Source organism: Angustibacter luteus (genome assembly GCF_039541115.1).
Taxonomy (GTDB): domain Bacteria; phylum Actinomycetota; class Actinomycetes; order Actinomycetales; family Angustibacteraceae; genus Angustibacter; species Angustibacter luteus.
On the sequence record NZ_BAABFP010000008.1, the window covers coordinates 270,745 to 285,848 of the forward strand.

16 protein-coding genes and 1 tRNA gene are annotated in these 15,104 nt (G+C 72.7%); 10 read left to right on the forward strand and 7 right to left on the reverse strand.

Annotation, left to right across the window (positions count from 1 at the left end; genetic code table 11):
* The first annotated feature begins 137 nt into the window (after nt 1-137).
* Both ABEB17_RS18275 and ABEB17_RS18280 read left to right on the forward strand, forming a co-directional pair.
* Nucleotides 138-1,670 (forward strand): HD-GYP domain-containing protein, encoded by a 1,533-nt coding sequence (locus tag ABEB17_RS18275; protein ID WP_345718183.1) that lies wholly within the window; start codon nt 138-140, stop codon nt 1,668-1,670.
* Between the two features lie 126 nt (nt 1,671-1,796).
* Nucleotides 1,797-2,549: a GAF and ANTAR domain-containing protein gene (locus tag ABEB17_RS18280; protein ID WP_345718184.1), complete on the forward strand. Its 753-nt coding sequence runs from the start codon at nt 1,797-1,799 to the stop codon at nt 2,547-2,549.
* Nucleotides 2,550-2,567: 18 nt separating this feature from the next.
* On the opposite strand, the gene ABEB17_RS18285 is transcribed toward ABEB17_RS18280, so the two are convergent.
* Complete coding sequence (locus ABEB17_RS18285) at nt 2,568-2,765, reverse strand: hypothetical protein (RefSeq protein WP_345718185.1); 198 nt, start codon at nt 2,763-2,765, stop codon at nt 2,568-2,570.
* 134 nt (nt 2,766-2,899) lie between these two features.
* Nucleotides 2,900-2,972: transfer RNA gene (locus tag ABEB17_RS18290), tRNA-Thr, on the reverse strand.
* Nucleotides 2,973-3,083: 111 nt separating this feature from the next.
* Between ABEB17_RS18290 and ABEB17_RS18295 the strand changes: the two genes are divergently transcribed.
* Nucleotides 3,084-3,401 (forward strand): ArsR/SmtB family transcription factor, encoded by a 318-nt coding sequence (locus tag ABEB17_RS18295; RefSeq protein ID WP_345718186.1) that lies wholly within the window; start codon nt 3,084-3,086, stop codon nt 3,399-3,401.
* Nucleotides 3,398-3,922 carry an SRPBCC domain-containing protein gene (locus tag ABEB17_RS18300; RefSeq protein WP_345718187.1) on the forward strand — a complete coding sequence of 175 codons (525 nt, stop codon included), beginning with the start codon at nt 3,398-3,400 and terminating at the stop codon, nt 3,920-3,922. The genes ABEB17_RS18295 and ABEB17_RS18300 overlap by 4 nt, the downstream gene beginning before the upstream one ends.
* A 23-nt stretch (nt 3,923-3,945) precedes the next feature.
* On the opposite strand, the gene ABEB17_RS18305 is transcribed toward ABEB17_RS18300, so the two are convergent.
* On the reverse strand, nt 3,946-6,156 hold the full coding sequence (locus ABEB17_RS18305) for an MMPL family transporter (protein WP_345718188.1): 2,211 nt from the start codon (nt 6,154-6,156) through the stop codon (nt 3,946-3,948).
* 158 nt (nt 6,157-6,314) lie between these two features.
* Between ABEB17_RS18305 and ABEB17_RS18310 the strand changes: the two genes are divergently transcribed.
* The 3 genes from ABEB17_RS18310 to ABEB17_RS18320 all read left to right on the forward strand — a co-directional run bounded on the left by ABEB17_RS18310 (nt 6,315) and on the right by ABEB17_RS18320 (nt 7,840).
* Nucleotides 6,315-6,926: a TetR/AcrR family transcriptional regulator gene (locus ABEB17_RS18310; protein ID WP_345718189.1), complete on the forward strand. Its 612-nt coding sequence runs from the start codon at nt 6,315-6,317 to the stop codon at nt 6,924-6,926.
* Nucleotides 6,927-7,008: 82 nt separating this feature from the next.
* On the forward strand, nt 7,009-7,581 hold the full coding sequence (locus ABEB17_RS18315; protein WP_345718190.1) for a DUF1269 domain-containing protein: 573 nt from the start codon (nt 7,009-7,011) through the stop codon (nt 7,579-7,581).
* Nucleotides 7,574-7,840: an amphi-Trp domain-containing protein gene (locus ABEB17_RS18320; RefSeq protein ID WP_345718191.1), complete on the forward strand. Its 267-nt coding sequence runs from the start codon at nt 7,574-7,576 to the stop codon at nt 7,838-7,840. Before ABEB17_RS18315 ends, ABEB17_RS18320 begins: the two co-directional genes overlap by 8 nt.
* Before the next feature lie 101 nt (nt 7,841-7,941).
* Here the strand turns inward: ABEB17_RS18320 and ABEB17_RS18325 are convergent, their stop codons facing one another.
* Entirely contained in the window at nt 7,942-8,313 is a 372-nt protein-coding gene (locus ABEB17_RS18325; protein ID WP_345718192.1) for a UBP-type zinc finger domain-containing protein, read from the reverse strand.
* 73 nt (nt 8,314-8,386) lie between these two features.
* On the opposite strand from ABEB17_RS18325, the gene ABEB17_RS18330 reads away from it, so the two are divergent.
* The 3 genes from ABEB17_RS18330 to ABEB17_RS18340 are packed head-to-tail and all read left to right on the forward strand — an operon-like array spanning nt 8,387 to nt 12,264.
* Nucleotides 8,387-9,976, forward strand: a complete 1,590-nt coding sequence (locus ABEB17_RS18330) for a coiled-coil domain-containing protein (RefSeq protein ID WP_345718193.1) — start codon at nt 8,387-8,389, stop codon at nt 9,974-9,976.
* A 37-nt stretch (nt 9,977-10,013) separates the two neighbouring features.
* A complete protein-coding gene (locus tag ABEB17_RS18335) occupies nt 10,014-11,144 on the forward strand; it encodes a coiled-coil domain-containing protein (protein WP_345718194.1) in 1,131 nt (376 codons plus the stop codon).
* A 31-nt stretch (nt 11,145-11,175) separates the two neighbouring features.
* The gene (locus ABEB17_RS18340; protein ID WP_345718195.1) at nt 11,176-12,264 is read left to right on the forward strand and encodes a winged helix DNA-binding domain-containing protein; all 1,089 of its coding nucleotides are present in this window, start codon (nt 11,176-11,178) and stop codon (nt 12,262-12,264) included.
* A 27-nt stretch (nt 12,265-12,291) separates the two neighbouring features.
* Here the strand turns inward: ABEB17_RS18340 and ABEB17_RS18345 are convergent, their stop codons facing one another.
* From ABEB17_RS18345 to ABEB17_RS18355, 3 genes are all read right to left on the reverse strand, one after another.
* Nucleotides 12,292-12,951 carry a Type 1 glutamine amidotransferase-like domain-containing protein gene (locus ABEB17_RS18345; protein WP_345718196.1) on the reverse strand — a complete coding sequence of 220 codons (660 nt, stop codon included), beginning with the start codon at nt 12,949-12,951 and terminating at the stop codon, nt 12,292-12,294.
* 121 nt (nt 12,952-13,072) lie between these two features.
* Entirely contained in the window at nt 13,073-14,626 is a 1,554-nt protein-coding gene (locus ABEB17_RS18350) for a serine/threonine-protein kinase (protein ID WP_345718197.1), read from the reverse strand.
* A gap of 24 nt (nt 14,627-14,650) precedes the next feature.
* On the reverse strand, nt 14,651-15,079 hold the full coding sequence (locus ABEB17_RS18355) for a CBS domain-containing protein (protein WP_345718198.1): 429 nt from the start codon (nt 15,077-15,079) through the stop codon (nt 14,651-14,653).
* Nucleotides 15,080-15,104: the final 25 nt, after the last annotated feature.

Consider the following 15,104-nt stretch of genomic DNA (forward strand, 5'->3'; position numbering starts at 1 on the left):
ACGGGCGAAGCATCCCGCGGCGGCGTCAAGACCATGGAGCGGACGTCGATGGAGGGCGTGGACGACGTTCAGCAGCAGCGCCTCCTCACTCCATCCGGAAAACCGGCCGACGTCGTCGGTCGACGAGGAGATCTCTCATGCGCGCGTCTGGCGTTGGCGATTCATGGCGCGGGCGACCCCTGCTGGCGCTCGGCGTGCGCGCCGTCCAGTACGGCGTCCCCTTGCTGCTCGGCACGATCCTGGCCCGGGTGTCGGTGGCCCTCCTGGCCGACCACACGACGACACTCGTCGCCGCGGGGGTGGGGCTGGCCGTCGCGGTCGTCACCAGCCTCGCGGCCTCCCGCGCCAGCATGCGCCTGGCGCCGCTCGCCGTGCTGCTGCAGATGACCATGATCTTCCCGGACCGCGCGCCGAGCCGCGTCAAGGTCGCTCGACGGTCCACCAGCGCGAAGGAGCTCCGGCAGCTACTGGCCAGCCGTGACGCCACCGCGCAAGAGGCCGCGGTCACCATGCTGGCCCTCGTCACCGCGCTGAGCCGACACGACAAGCACACCCGCGGGCACAGCGAGCGAGTCCGGCTGTTCTGCGACCTGTTGTCGAACGAGCTGGGCCTGTCCGAGGGCGATCGCGGCCGGTTGCGCTGGGTCGCACTCATCCACGACATCGGCAAGCTCCAGGTGAGCGCGCTGATCCTCAACAAGCCCGGCGCCCTCGACGACGACGAGTGGACGGCGATCCGCGCCCACCCCACCGCCGGCGCACTGCTCGCCCACCCGCTCGCCGAGTGGCTCGGGCCCTGGTACTCCGGGATCATCCAGCACCACGAGCGGTTCGACGGGACCGGTTACCCGATGGGGCTGGCCGGCGAGGAGATCTCGCTGGCTGGCCGGGCCGTGGCCGTCGTCGACGCCTTCGAGACCATGACCGCGGCCCGCTCGTACAAGGCGGCCCGGACCGTGGTGGCCGCCCGCGCCGAGCTCACCCGGTGCGCCGGAACCCACTTCGACCCCACGATCGTCCGAGCGTTCCTGGCGATCGCGCTGCCCCGGTTGCTCTGGTCCGTCGGTCCGCTGGCGTTCCTGCTCAACGCACCGTTCCTGAAGTGGGTCGGCGACGGGGGAGCCCGGCTGGCGGACGTCGCGGGTGCCACCGCCCACGGCGCGGCCAGCGCGGCGGGCGTGACGGCCCTGGTCGTCGCCTCGGGCAGCCTGCCGACGGCTGTGGCCGGCACTCCCGCCCCGGCGCCGGCCCCCACCGTCTCGGTCGTGGCCTCCTCGGGTCTGCACGGCGCAGGCCGGACCCTCACGGCGCCCAGCCGCGGGACGAGCACGCCAGCGCTAGGACACCCGGCCCCCACGAAGGCGCCGACGCCGACTGACGCAGCGCGTTCCGGACGTCCGGCGGCCAAGCAGCCCCCGGCCAAGGCCAGCAAGAAGCCCAGGGCCGCCACGCCACCCAAGGCCCCGAAGCCCAAGACCGCCAAGCCCAAGGCCCCGAAACCAGCCATGGCCCCGAAGGCCAAGGTTCCCAAGGCCATGCTCCCGAAGGCCAAGCTCCCGAAGGCCAAGCTCCCGAGGCCGACCAAGGTCCCGAAGCTCAGGAATCACCACAAGTCCGAGCGTGACGATCGGGCCCCGAGCGCTCCGTCCAGCCCGCAGGACCGGGCCTGAACGCAGGCAGCACAGGACCTTCGGCCCTGCACCCTGGCTTCGGGGGGCGCATACTCTGGGCAGCGGTCACGCAGGCGGCCGCGCCGACTCTCGGCCTTTGGTCTGTGCACCAGCCGGAGGCGCGACGTGTCCGCCAAACCGCAAGACGCCCATGCCTTCGCCAAGGTCAGCCAACAGCTGCTCGCGGGAGATGATCCGCAGGCGGTCCTCCGCGCTGTGGTGGACCTCGCCGTCCACACGATCGGGCCCTGCGACTACGCCGGTATCAGCCTGCGGCACGGCGGCGGCCTCGTCGACACTCCGGCGATGACGGACCCGATCGTCGGCGAGGCCGACAGCCTGCAGTACCAGCTCGGCCAGGGTCCATGCCTGGACGCGCTCTCCCTGGCGGAGAGCTACGTCATCCAGGACCTTCACGTCGAGGACCGCTGGCCACGGTGGGCACCCGGGGCGGCCGCGCTCGGCCTGCGCAGCGTGTTGAGCGTCCGACTGCAGACCGCTGACCGGGTCGTCGGCGGGCTCAACCTGTACTCCGCCAAGCCCTACGCCTTCACGGAGGACGACGTGGTCACCGGCCACATCTACGCAATCCATGCCAGCACGGCGATCCGTCAGACCCAGGACAAGCACGGGCTGCGGATCGCACTGACCACCAGGCACCAGATCGGCATCGCGCAGGGCCTCTTGATGGCGCACTACGACATCGACGAGGACGCAGCGTTCGAGGTTCTGCGCCGCATCTCCTCACACCACAACGTCAAGCTGCGCGACGTCGCTGCCGCCGTGCAGGACCACCGCGGCCGGATGCGAGAACTCGCCTGGCTGACCTCTCGTGACGAGGGTCCGGCTCCTCGCCCGGAGCCACGACGGGCGTCGTGACCGGGCGTGACCGGGCGGCTAGATCGCCGGCTGAACAGCGGTCCGCCGGTCTCCGACCAGGTACGCCGCGATCAGAGCGGCGGGGAAGAACACCAGGCTGAACAGGAAGTACAGGAAGAAGCTGTGCCCCTTGCGGGAGGCGACCCGTGCCGGCCAGAAGGCGATGGCCACCCAGATGATGACCACGACGGTCCACCAGAACCATGAATCCCACATGTTCGGACCTTCCCCTGCGTCCACGACAAGGGATCTCCCCCATCCCGGCAACTCTCCCACCGGCTGCCCTGCTCGCCCTCACCCAACAGAGGTGAGCCTGGTCGGCCTTCCGCCGATCGTGCGTCCGAGCGAAGAGCTGGCACGGGGACTCGAACCCCGAACCGCCCGATTACAAGTCGGGTGCGCTACCAGTTGCGCCATGCCAGCAGGTGACGTCCAGCGTACTGGCCCCGCTCGGTGACCCGTCCGAAGCATCAGGACCCTCGGACTCTTTGCGTACCCTTGCGGTTACGTACCCAGATAGGTACAGTCGTGCTCATGGACGCCGTCTTGCAGGCACTGGCCGATCAGAGCCGTCGCACCGTGCTGGGGATCCTGCGGGACCACCCGGCGTCGGCCGGCGAGCTGGCCGAGGCGCTGCCGATCGCACGGCCCGGCGTGTCTCGGCACCTGCGCGTACTGCGCGAGGCCGGGCTCGTCGACGTCCGCCAGGAGGCGCAGCGCCGGATCTACAGCCTGCGCCCGGAGGCGTTCGTGGAGGTCGACGAATGGCTGGAGGACTACCGGGCGTTGTGGCAGAACCGGCTCGACGCCCTGCACACCGAGATCGCACGAGGAAGGAAGTCGCGCAGATGAGGATCACCGGAACGATGCGAGCGCTCGACGAGACCCAGGGGGCGGTCCGCGTCGAGGACGTGTACGAGACCGACATCGACGACCTGTGGGCGGCCTGCACGTCGCCCGAGCGCCTCGCGCGCTGGATCGCCGAGGTCTCGGGCGACCTGCACGAGGGCGGGACGGTCCAGGCCGTCTTCACCAGCACCTGGACCGGTCCCGCGAGGATCGACGTCTGCGACGCCCCGCACCACCTGCTGCTCACGACGCAGGCGGGCACGGACGACGAGGCGCAGCTCGAGGCCTGGCTCACCGCCGAGGGGCCCCGGACCAGGCTGGTGGTCGAGGAGCGCGGCCTGCCGGTCGGATCCCTGCACTTCTACGGAGCGGGCTGGCAGGTCCACCTGGAGGACCTCGGGCGTTCCCTGGCCAGCGACGGCCCCGCCCACGTCGGCGGCTGGTCCGAGCAGACGCCGGCCCCGGCCTGGCACGCGCGCTGGACCGAGCTGACGCCGGCGTACCAGCACACGACCGTCGGCTGAGCGCCGCAGCCAGAACCGCTCGGTCAGGACGAGACGAGGACCTTCTCGTCCGGGCTGGCCGACGAGTCCGACGCGCTGCGCTTCTCCAGCGACGCGCCCTCGATGTCGACGTTCGGCACGATCCGGTCGAGCCACCGCGGCAGCCACCAGGCGCTCTTGCCCAGCACCGTCATGACGGCCGGGATGAGGGTCATCCGCACCAGGAACGCGTCGATCAGGATGCCGGCCGCGAATGCGAGACCGATGGACTTGATGATCGGGTCGCTGGGCAGGATGAAGCCGGAGAACACCGAGATCATGATCAACCCGGCGGCGGTGACAACCCTTGCGCTGTGCCGGAATCCGTCGCGGACGGCGTCCGTCGGGGTCGCCCCGTGGCTGACCTCCTCGTGCATGCGGGAGACCAGGAACACCTGGTAGTCCATGGCGAGCCCGAAGATGACGCCGATGATCAGGATGGGCAGCAGGCTGACGAGCGGTCCGGTCTGCGCGACACCGAACAGGCCGGCGCCGACGCCCTCCTGGAACACCAGCGTCACCACGCCGAAGGACCCGACGATGGTCAGCAGGAACCCGGCGATGGCGGTGAGGGGGACGAGCAGCGAGCGGAACGCGATCATCAGCAGCAGCATCGCGAGCCCGACGACGACGGCCAGGTAGGGCACGAGCGCGTCGGACATCCGCTGGGAGATGTCGATGTTCGTCGCGGTCTGACCGGTGACGGAGAGCTGGGCGCCGGTCTGCTCCGCGATCGACGGCGCGTCGGCGCGGATGGCCTTGACCAGGTCCGTCGTGGCGGCGGACGACGGCCCGGTGGTCGGGACCACGGTGATGATCGCGAGGTCCTTGGCCTCGTTGACGAACGGCGGTGCGACAGCGGCGATGCCGGGCAACGTGCCCAGCCGCGCAGCGGTGGTCTTGGCCGCCTGCGCGGGGTCGCTCACGCCGTCCAGGTCGGCGACGACGGTCAGTGGCCCGTTGAACCCGGGACCGAACCCGGTGGACAGCAGGTCGTACGCCTGACGCTGGGTCGTGGCGGGTGCGGCGGTGCCGTCGTCCGGGAGTCCGAGGCGCATGTTCAGCGCCGGTGCGGCGAGCGCGAGCAGCCCGAGCGTGACGGCGACGATGGCGATCCAGCGACGGCGGATGACCAGGGCGATCCAGCGCGCGCCCATGGTCGGCTTCTCGCCGGCCTCGGCGTCGTGCAGCTCCGCCGAGAACGTCTTGCCCCGGACGGCGCGCTTCGCGGCGACCGCGAGTAGCGCCGGCACGAACGTCAGGCTGAGCAGCACCGCGACCGCGACGGCACCGGCGGCGCCGATCCCCATCTGGGCCAGGAACGGCACGCCCGTGACCGTCAGCGCGACGAGGGCGATGACGACGGTGGCGCCGGCGAACACGACGGCACTGCCCGCCGTCCCGACGGCCTTGGCGATCGACGCCTCGATGCTCATGCCGTCCTTCACCTGCGTCCGGTGCCGGGACAGGATGAAGAGCGTGTAGTCGATGCCCACGGCCAGGCCGAGCATGACCGCGAGGGTCAGCGAGGTATCGGTGAGGTTGGTGAAGCCGCTGGCGAGCGTGATGGCGAGCGCGCCAACGCCGACGCCCAGGATCCCGGTGAGCAGCGGCAGTCCGGCGGCCAGCAGCGAGCCGAAGGTGACGGTCAGCACGAGCATCGCGACGACGACGCCGAGGCCCTCGCCGAGGTGCGACTCGGCGACGGTCGGCGTCGCAGCACCGCCGTACTCGACCTGCAAACCCGCTTCCTTCGCCGGCCGGGTCGCCGCGGCGATCGCCTCGGTGTGGGTGGCCGTGACATCCATCGGACCGACCGTGAACCCGAGGTCGGAGTAGCCGATCCGGCCGTCCTTCGAGATCGTCTGGGTCACGAACGGGTCGCTGGCCGAGCCGATGTCGGTGACCTTGGCCAGCGCCGCGACGCTCTGCTCGACGGCGGCCTTGCGGTCGGCCGTCTGCAGCGACTCGCCGGCGGGCGCCGCGAAGACGACCCGCCCGTTGGCCGCGTCCGGGTTCGCGCCCGGGATCCGCTCGGCCACGAGCTGCGCGGCCTGCTGGGACTCCGTGCCGGGGATGGAGAACTCGGAGGCGAAGGTGCCCTTGAGCCCCATCGTGAGGCCGCCGAGGACGGCGACGGCGACCAGCCAGCCGATCAGCACGGCGCGACGACGACGGACGGCGAACGCACCGAGCCGGTGCAGGAGGTGAGCCATGAAGGACTTCCAAGTCTGGAGGAGGTGCCGGGAGGTGCGAAGGGTGGCGAGGCCAGGCGGACGGGCGCCATTGCCTCGAGCCGACACTGCACAGTAGAGGAAACTCGCATGGCATTGCAACTTCGCAATGTCTTGCGACTTCGGCTAGGGTGACCGACATGGCCACCACCGACGCTGCCCTCGGGCTCCGCGAGCGCAAGAACGCGCAGACGCGGCGGGCGATCGTGCAGTCGGCCGCCGAGCTGACCATCGAGGGCGGCTACGCCGCGGCGACGATCCCGCGGATCGCCGAGCGGGCGGACGTCGCGCCCCGCACGGTGTCGACGTGGTTCCCCGCCAAGGACGACATCCTGTTCCTCGGCATCGACGAGGCCATCGCCCGGGCGACCTGGCACCTACGGCAGGGCCCCGGCGACGTCGTCGACCGGATCGAGGCGTGGATCGCCGACGAGTCCGGCCGCGAGCAGCCCGACCCGGAGATCGCCCGCCTCTGCGACGCCGCGATCACCCACGACGCCGAGCTGCGCGCCCGCACCCACCAGCGCCTGGAGCAGGTCCAGTCGGAGATCGCGGAGGCCGTCGCCCGCGACCTCGGCGTCGCCGCGCACGACGTGGGGCCGCAGACCTTCGCCGGGGCGACCGTGTCACTGCTGTTCGCCCTGCGCGCGATCGGGCTCGAGGCGCCCGACGACGGCACGGCACAGCTGGCCGTCGGCTTCAGGTTCCTGCGCGCCGGCCTGGGCGCGCTCACCGGCACCTCCGACCGCTGACGGCTCACCCGGCCCGGGTGAGGTCAGAGCCGACCACTGCTCACACGATGGTGGCAACCCACTCTGCGGCAAGGGAGCCCTCATGTCAGACGACCAGACCCCGACCACCCCGACCTCGTCCGACCCCTCGGTCGTGGCTGCCGCGACCGACGGCACGTACACCCTCATCGTCGCCGACTTCGCCGACACCGACGCGGCTTGGGAGGCCTACGAGGCACTGAAGTCCGTCGAGGACGGGCGGACCGTCGAAATCGAGGGCGTGGTCGTGGTCAAGCGCGACGCCGACGGCAAGCTCGAGGTGCAGAAGGCCACCGACCACAGCACCAGGTCGGGCCTGAAGTGGGGCCTGGTGGGCGGCATCGCGCTCGGCATCATCTTCCCGCCATCCATCCTCGGCAGCGCGGCAGCCCTCGGTGCGGCCGGTGCCGCCACCGGCAAGGTCCGCCAGCTGCACCACCGCAGCGAGGTCGCGGACCAGCTCGAGGACACCATCGCCCCCGGGCACTCCGGCATCGTCGCCCTGGTCTCCGACCCAGCCGCCGTCGAGCTGCGCAAGGCGCTCGCCGCTGCCGACGCGATCGTCAACGCTGCCATCGACGACGTGGTGGCCAAGGACATCAAGGCCGCCGCCAAGGAGGCGGACGCGGATGACTAGCCGCGACGAGCGCGAGGTCGAGAAGATCTACTCCGTCCCCGAGCTCGTTGCCAAGCTCCGGCGCCTCGCCGACGCCTTGGAGGCCGACAAGCCGTTCCGCATCCAGATCGCCGGCGAGCGCATCTGGGTCCCGGCTCGCGCCCAGTTCTCCATCGCGCACGAGCGCGAGGAGGACGAGGAGGAGATCGAGTTCCAGTTCACCTGGCGCCTCGAACCCGACGACTCCGACGACGACTCGGACGACGCCCCGCTGGTCTGAGCGCCGAGCAGGAACCCGCTGACCTGACGCAGATGGGGCACTTCGGAGGTCCGAGGTGCCCCATCTTCGTCAGGTCAGTGCGGGCTCGGCGACGACGGGCGTCAGTGGAGCTGCGAGCGCCAGTCGGCGGGCACCCGGCCGGGCGGGCCCGGCGTCCCCTGGTCCTCGGGGTGCTCGAGCGGCGGCGCGAGCTCGGGACCCTCGTACATCTGCTCGTCCCGGTAGTCGAAGAACCAGTCCTCGCCGGGTTCGAAGCTGCGGATGAGCGGGTGCCCGGTGGCGCGGAAGTGGGCGGTGGCGTGCTGGGACGGCGAGGTGTCGCAGCAGCCGATGTGGCCGCAGGCGGCGCACCGGCGCAGGTGCACCCACCAGCCGCCGGCTTCATCGCACTCTGCGCACCCGGTGCCGCTGGGGGCCACGGAGGGGTCCAGCACTGCGGGGTCTGACCCTGCCCCTGTATTCGAGTCCGTCATGGGGCCAGCATCGCACCTTGATCCACCCACCCGGGGGTGCCGCTCATCGGGCGACATCTGACACGATGAGTGCATGAGTGGTGACGGCACCGGGACCGAGCGAGCGGACGCCCCGACGTCCGGTCCCGTCCCCTTCGTCCCGTCTGGAGCACCTTCGGGCGGGGACGACGCGCGGCCGCAGATCGCCGAGCAGGCCGTCGAGATCCTGGCTCGCGCGCAGCAGCTCGCGGACGGGCTGGTCGCACAGGCCGAGGAGCACGCGAACCGGGTCCGGACGGCCGCTGACACCGAGTCGAAGCGGCTGCTGACCGACGCGCGTGAGGACGCCGGTCGGCTGAGCAGCGAGACGGCGACCAAGCGCGCCGAGATCGAGCAGTTCCACTCGGGCGCGCAGCGAGCGGCGCGCGAGGCCGAGCTGCACCGCAGCGAGGCCGAGCGGGTGCTGGAATCCGCCCGGGCCGAGGCGCACCACCTCGTGCAGGACGCGGCCGAGCAGGCCTCGCTGACCCTGGCGTCCGCCGACACCACGTCCGAGGACCTGGTCACCACCGCCCGGGACGAGGCCACCCGGGTCCGCACGGACAGTCGGCGCGAGGCCGACCACCGGCTGTCCGGGGCGACGGTCGAGGCGGCCCGAGCGCGAGACAGCGCGCGCGACGAGGCGGAGATGACCCGCGAGCTCGCCGCCCAGCGGCTCTTCGAGCTGCGCGAGCGGCAGGCCGACCTGGTCGCGGCGCACGAGCTCACCGAACGACGACGCCGGGCACAGCTGGATGAGGACGTCGAGCGCATCCTGGCCAGCGCCGAGGAGGACGCCGACGAGCACCGCGCGCAGGCGCAGGCCGAGGCGGACCGGGTCCGCGCCGAGCTGGCCGAGCAGCGCGACGCGGTGGCGCACGAGCTGGAGCAGCAGCAGACCGAGGGCGACAAGCACGTCGCGGCCCGGGTGGCCGAAGCCGACGAGCAGCTCGCCTGGGCCAAGCGAACCGTCGAGGAGCTACTGGCCACCGCCGCCGCGGAGGTGGCCCGCACCAAGGAGCAGGCGGACGACGCCGCCGCCCGTCACCTGGAGAACACCCGGGCCCGCGCCGAGAAGATGATCGCCGACGCCGCCGCCGACCGGGACGCCCGTCAGGTCGAGCACGAAGCCGAGCTGGCCCGCCAGCTCGCCGAGGCCGAGGCGACGTTGGCCCGGGCCGAGCAGGACGCCGACCGGCACCGCGAGGAGGTCGCGGGTGAGGCCGAGCGGCTGGCCGCGCAGGCCCATGAGGACGAGCTGCGCGCCAACGAACGGGCCCAGCGCCGGCTGGACGAGGCGGACAGCGGAGCCCGGAGCCTGCGCGAGCGGGCCGCGGACAACCTGTCCAAGGCCCAGGTCGAGGCCCACGAGCTCCGTCGCAACACCCGCGCGGAGGCCAGCGAGCTGCTCGCCTCGGCCCGCGCCGAGGCCGACCAGCTGCGCGCCGAGGCTCGCGAGCTGCTGGCCAGCGCCCGGGCCGAGGTCGGCGCCCTCGCCGAGCGCCGCGCGGCGATCGAGCGCGAGCTCGGCAGCCTGTCCGGCGTGATCGAGGCGCTCGCCGTCCCCGAGTCCGACCCCGACGACCAGCACCAGGACGACGTCGTCGATGCAGACCAGCACGAGCACCAGCAGTCCACCACCTGACCCTGCCCTTCCCCAACCCAGAGGTAATGAGACGGACATGAGCGACACCCCCCAGTTCCGCACCGTGCTGCGCGGCTACGAGCCCGCCGAGGTCGACGCCACCATCCGCGACCTGCGCGAGCAGCTCGCGCGCACCCGCGAGTCCGCCGGCCAGACCGGCGAGGCGAACGCCCGCGCCGAGGAGCTGTCGGCCCGGGTCCGCCAGCTCGAGGGCGAGGCCGCGGTCCGTCAGGCCGAGCCGCCCGCCGACACCACGCCGACGTTCGAGGCGCTGGGCGCTCGCGTCGTCCAGATCCTCGGCCTGGCCGAGGACGAGGCGGCCGACCTGCGCGCGAAGGCGCAGGCGGACGCCGACGAGCTGCAGCACCACGTGTCCGCGGAGTCCGAGAAGGCGCGCAGCGACGCCGACCGCTACGCGGAGGAGAAGCGCGGCGCCGCGGACGCCGAGGCCGAGCGGATCATCGAGGACGCCAAGCGCAAGGCCGACGAGATGCTCGACGACGCCGACCGCACCTCGACGACCCGCCGCGAGGAGGCGGAGGCCGTCTACGAGAACCAGCGCGCCAACGCCGCCCGGGCGGCCGCCGACTTCGAGACCACGCTGGCCCAGCGCCGGCAGCGCTCGGAGAAGGAGTTCATGGAGCGCAGCCAGGCCGCCGAGGCCGAGTTCGAGGCGCTGCAGGGCCGCAGCGACGCGTTGCGCCAGGAGTCCGAGCGGGCTCAGCGCGAGGCTGCGTCGCAGGCCGCCCAGGACGTGCAGAACGCCCGCCGGCAGGCCGACGAGATCGTCTCGCAGGCCGAGCAGCGCGCCGCCCGGATCCGGGCCGAGTCCGAGCGCGAGCTCGCCGCCTCGACCCAGCGTCGGGACAGCATCAACGCCCAGCTCACCAACGTCCGGCAGATGCTGGCCACGTTGTCCGGCACCACGCCGGCCGCGCTCGCCGCGCTCGGTCAGGACGACGAGCCCGCCGAGGCTGCTGAGACCACGGAGACCGATGCCGCTGAGACCGACGAGGCCACCGCAGAGGCGGCCGAGCAGGTCGAGGACGCCGACGCCGACGGCGCGGACGAGGCCGACGAGATCGACGTCACCGACGAGGCGATCGAGGGCGACGACGACAGCGCGGACGTCGAGGAGTCCGAGCAGGCGCCCGCCCAGGGTCGCTGACTGCACGACTGCAGCGGGACGCGACAGACCTGTGACCGCCGGACGGCCAGCAGCACCACCGCTGGCCGTCCGGCGTCTGCGCACCCAGGGCCTGACCCACCCGGACGCGACCACGCCGGAGCAGGTGGTCGACCGGCTGCTCGCCGTCCAGGCCCAGGACCCGCGCGGCTTCCGGCTCGCCGTCCGCAGCCGCTCCACGGGCCTGACCAGCCAGGCCGTCGACACCGCCCTGAGCGAGCCGCGCAGCCTGGTGGTCAACTGGCTGCACCGTGGCACGCTGCACCTCGTCGGCGCCGGCGACTACTGGTGGCTGCACCCGCTGACCACCCCGCAGCTGGCCACCGCGAGCGCCCGCCGGCTGGAGCAGGAGGGGGTCTCGCCGCAGCAGGCCGCGCGCGGTGCCGAGCTGATCATGGACGCCGTCGCGTCCGGACCGCAGACCCGCACCGCCCTGCGCGCCCTGCTGGACGAGCACCAGGTCCCCACCCAGCGGCAGGCGCTCGTGCACGTGCTGCTCGCGACCTGCCTGCGGTACGACCTCGTGCGCGGCCCGGTGGTGGGCGGCGAGCAGGCGTTCGTCAGCGCCGCGCAGTGGCTGGGGCGGCCACCCCCGCCGCTCGACCGCGACGAGGCGCTGGCCCGGCTGGCCCGGCGCTACCTGGTCGGCCACGCGCCGGCCACGGCCGACGACCTCGCGTACTGGGCCGGCATCACCCTGGGCGACGCCCGCCGCGCCTTCGCGGCGGTCGCCGGCGAGACGACGTCCGACGACGACGGCCAGACCTGGCTCACCGACTCAGCCGATGCAGCCGAGTCGGCCGGGGACGTCGTCCCGGCACCGCGGCTGCTCGGTCCGTTCGACCCGGTGCTGCACGGCTGGCGGTCCCGCGACCCGCTGCTTCGCGGCCACGTGGGCGTGGTGACCAGCAACGGCGTCTTCCGGCCGTCCGCGCTGGTCGACGGCGGGATCGTGGCGACCTGGCGGCTGGCCGCCGGCACGCTCACGATCCAGCCGCTCGAACCGATCGCGCAACGGGACCGGAAGCAGCTGACCCGCGACGCCGCCGACGTCCTCGCCTACCTCGGCCAGGCCGAACGTCCCGCCGAGTTCACCGACTGACCAGACCCGCGGCCTCGGTCTCCCCCGTCAGTCGAACGCCGTCCACTGGCCCTCGGAGACCACCTCGACGGCCCCGTCGACGACGGTGATGGCGGTCTGTTCGTCGATGGCGTAGGCCGGGCCACCGAGGTCGGCCGCCCACCGCTGCGCCTCGTCCGGGGTGTTGGTCGGGAAGGCGTTCAGGTGCGGAAAGATCGAGAAGTCGACGATGCCCAGCGTGCGGTCGTCCGGCGCGGACGGCCACTGCACGAAGGACGCGCCGATCCGTGGCGTCATGACCATGCTTCCGGCGCTCACCCCCACCCAGACCTTGTCGGGCAGCGACGGCAGCAGCTCGGCCAGGCCGGACTCCCGCATCCAGTGGCTCAGGTACGTCGCGTCCCCGCCGTCCACGAGGAGCACGTCAGCCTCCTCGACCCAGGGGACCCACCGCTGCGCTCCGATCGAGGGCAGGGCGGTCAGCTCGAGGACACCCAAGGACGCCCAGCCCAGCCCGGTGAAGTGGCGGAAGTCGGGCTCCGCGGCGACCAGGCCCCGCACCGACGCTGGTCCGCACATCGGGTGACCCCACTGTGCTGTCGGCACGACGAGCGCGTGGCACTCGTCGATCGGCTTGCCGAGAAGCCGCACGAGCGCCGAGCGGATGCTCGCGTTCGTGACGCCGCCTGACGTGAGCAACAGCTTCATCCGTGCCTCCCTGGTTGCGCGCCCACCGGTGGGCCCCCTGAAGACTCCGTCCCCTGCTCCGACTCATCGCCGATTGCCTGCCGTGGCGGGCCGGCCTGACTGCTCGTCGTCGAGATGGCGGTCAGCGGCCCAACCCGAACGGCGCGTTCTGCACCGGCCACCAGGACGGCTCACCCTGCCGGACGGCCCACCAGGCGAGCCCAGCCGCCAGCACGACCAGCACCAGCACCCACGTCCAGCGCTGGGTCCGCGGCACGAGCACCCGCAGGCTCGTCGCGGTCCCGCGGCGCAGCGCACCACCACCCGGCCCCCACCACGCGGTGAGCAAGGCGATCGCCGCACCGGCCCCCACCGCGGGCAGCGACGCGGGATGCGCCGACCCGTCGGACATCGGCAGCACCAGCCCGACGCAGAACGCCGTCGCCACCCCCAGCAGCACCGGCTGGATCGATGCCAGCGCCTGGACGAACACCGCCCGCAGCAGGTGCCAGGGCGAGCTCAGCGTGGCGACCCACAGGTCGGAGCGTCGACGTCCACGCTCGTAGCGGCGCCGGGCCAGCACCGTCCGGTTGCGCTCGACCAGCCGGGCCAGCACGCACAGCACCGCGACGGCGGCGGCCGTGACCACCGGGTCGGCGAGCGCCCCGGCGACCAGGGCCACGAACAGCGCGGCCAGGACCATCGGACGACGTCCGGACGGCGCGTCCTCGGTTGCGCCGTCCGGCGTGTCGGAGGGCCCGGCGGTTCCCAGCGGCGCCGCGGCGAGCGGCGGCGCGAGCGGATCGTCGTCGTACGAGGGGGGTACTTCGGGCATCAGCCGGGTGGCCCCGGGCAGCAAGGTGACGGTCGCGGTGGTGGACTCGCCCGCCGCGTAGCGGTCCAGCGCGTCGATCACCTCGTCCTGGCCCGGGCGCTGCGCCGGGTCGACGGACAGCGCGGCCGCCAGCAGGGGGCGCAGGCGCTCGTCCACGCCGTCCAGGTCGCTCTGACCGCGGCGCACCCGGTCGATGACGACGTCCATCGGTCCGCGGCCGAAGGGCGGTCGGCCGCTCGCGGCGAACGTCAGGGTCGCGGCCCAGCCCCACCAGTCCGTGGCCTCGGTGACCCGGCCGCCGTCGATCACCTCGGGCGACAGGTAGCCGGGGGTGCCCATGACCAGCCCGGTCGAGGTCAGGCGGATGTCATCGGTCACGTGGGCGATGCCGAAGTCGATGACCACGGGGTCGCCGTCGAGCACGAGAACGTTGCCGGGCTTGAGGTCGCGGTGCACCACGTGCACGTCGTGGATGGCCTGCAGCGCGCTGGCCAGCCCCACCCCCAGCCGCAGCAGCTGCGGCGCGGCGAGCGCCCCGTGCTCGCGGACCACGGCGTCCAGGCCCGCGCCGGGCACGAAGCGGGTGACGACGTAGGGCTGGTCGCCGTCCAGGTCGGCGTCCAGCACCTCGGCGACCAGGGGGTGCCGGACCCGGCGCAGCGTGGACACCTCGCGGGCCAGCCGAGCCCGCGCGTCGGGGTCGTGCGCGATGTGCGGGCGCAGCACCTTGATGGCCACCGCGCGTCCGGCCCGGTCCAGCCCGAGGTGGACGACGCCCATGCCGCCCTCGCCGAGGCGGCCGTGGAGGCGGTACGGACCGAGCGTGGTGCTCTGCTCGGCGGTGCGCTCCCCCATGGACATGCGCACCACGGTACGCGAGCAGGGCTACTGGTTGATGTAACCCACGAGCTGGTCGCGCTCGTCCTGCAGCTCGTCGATGCGGTGCTTGACCAGGTCGCCGATGCTGACGATGCCGTGCAGCTTCCCGTCGACGACCACCGGGATGTGCCGCACGCGCTGGTCGGTCATCAACCGCATCAGGTGCTCGACGTTGTCCTCGGGGCCGCAGGTGGTCACGTCGGCGGTCATCAGGTCGGACACCGGCAGGCCCAGGACGTCGACACCGCGGCGGTGCAGCCCCCGGACGATGTCGCGCTCGCTGACGATCCCGTCGACGGCGGCACCGTCGGCGGACACGACGACCGCACCGATCTTGTGCTCGGCGAGCAGGGTGAGCAGCTCGGTGACGGTGTGGTCTGGCCGCACCGTCACGACCTCGGCCCCCTTGCGCCTGATGACGTCGGTGATGCGCATGACGATCGCCTCCTGTGCCCCTAGC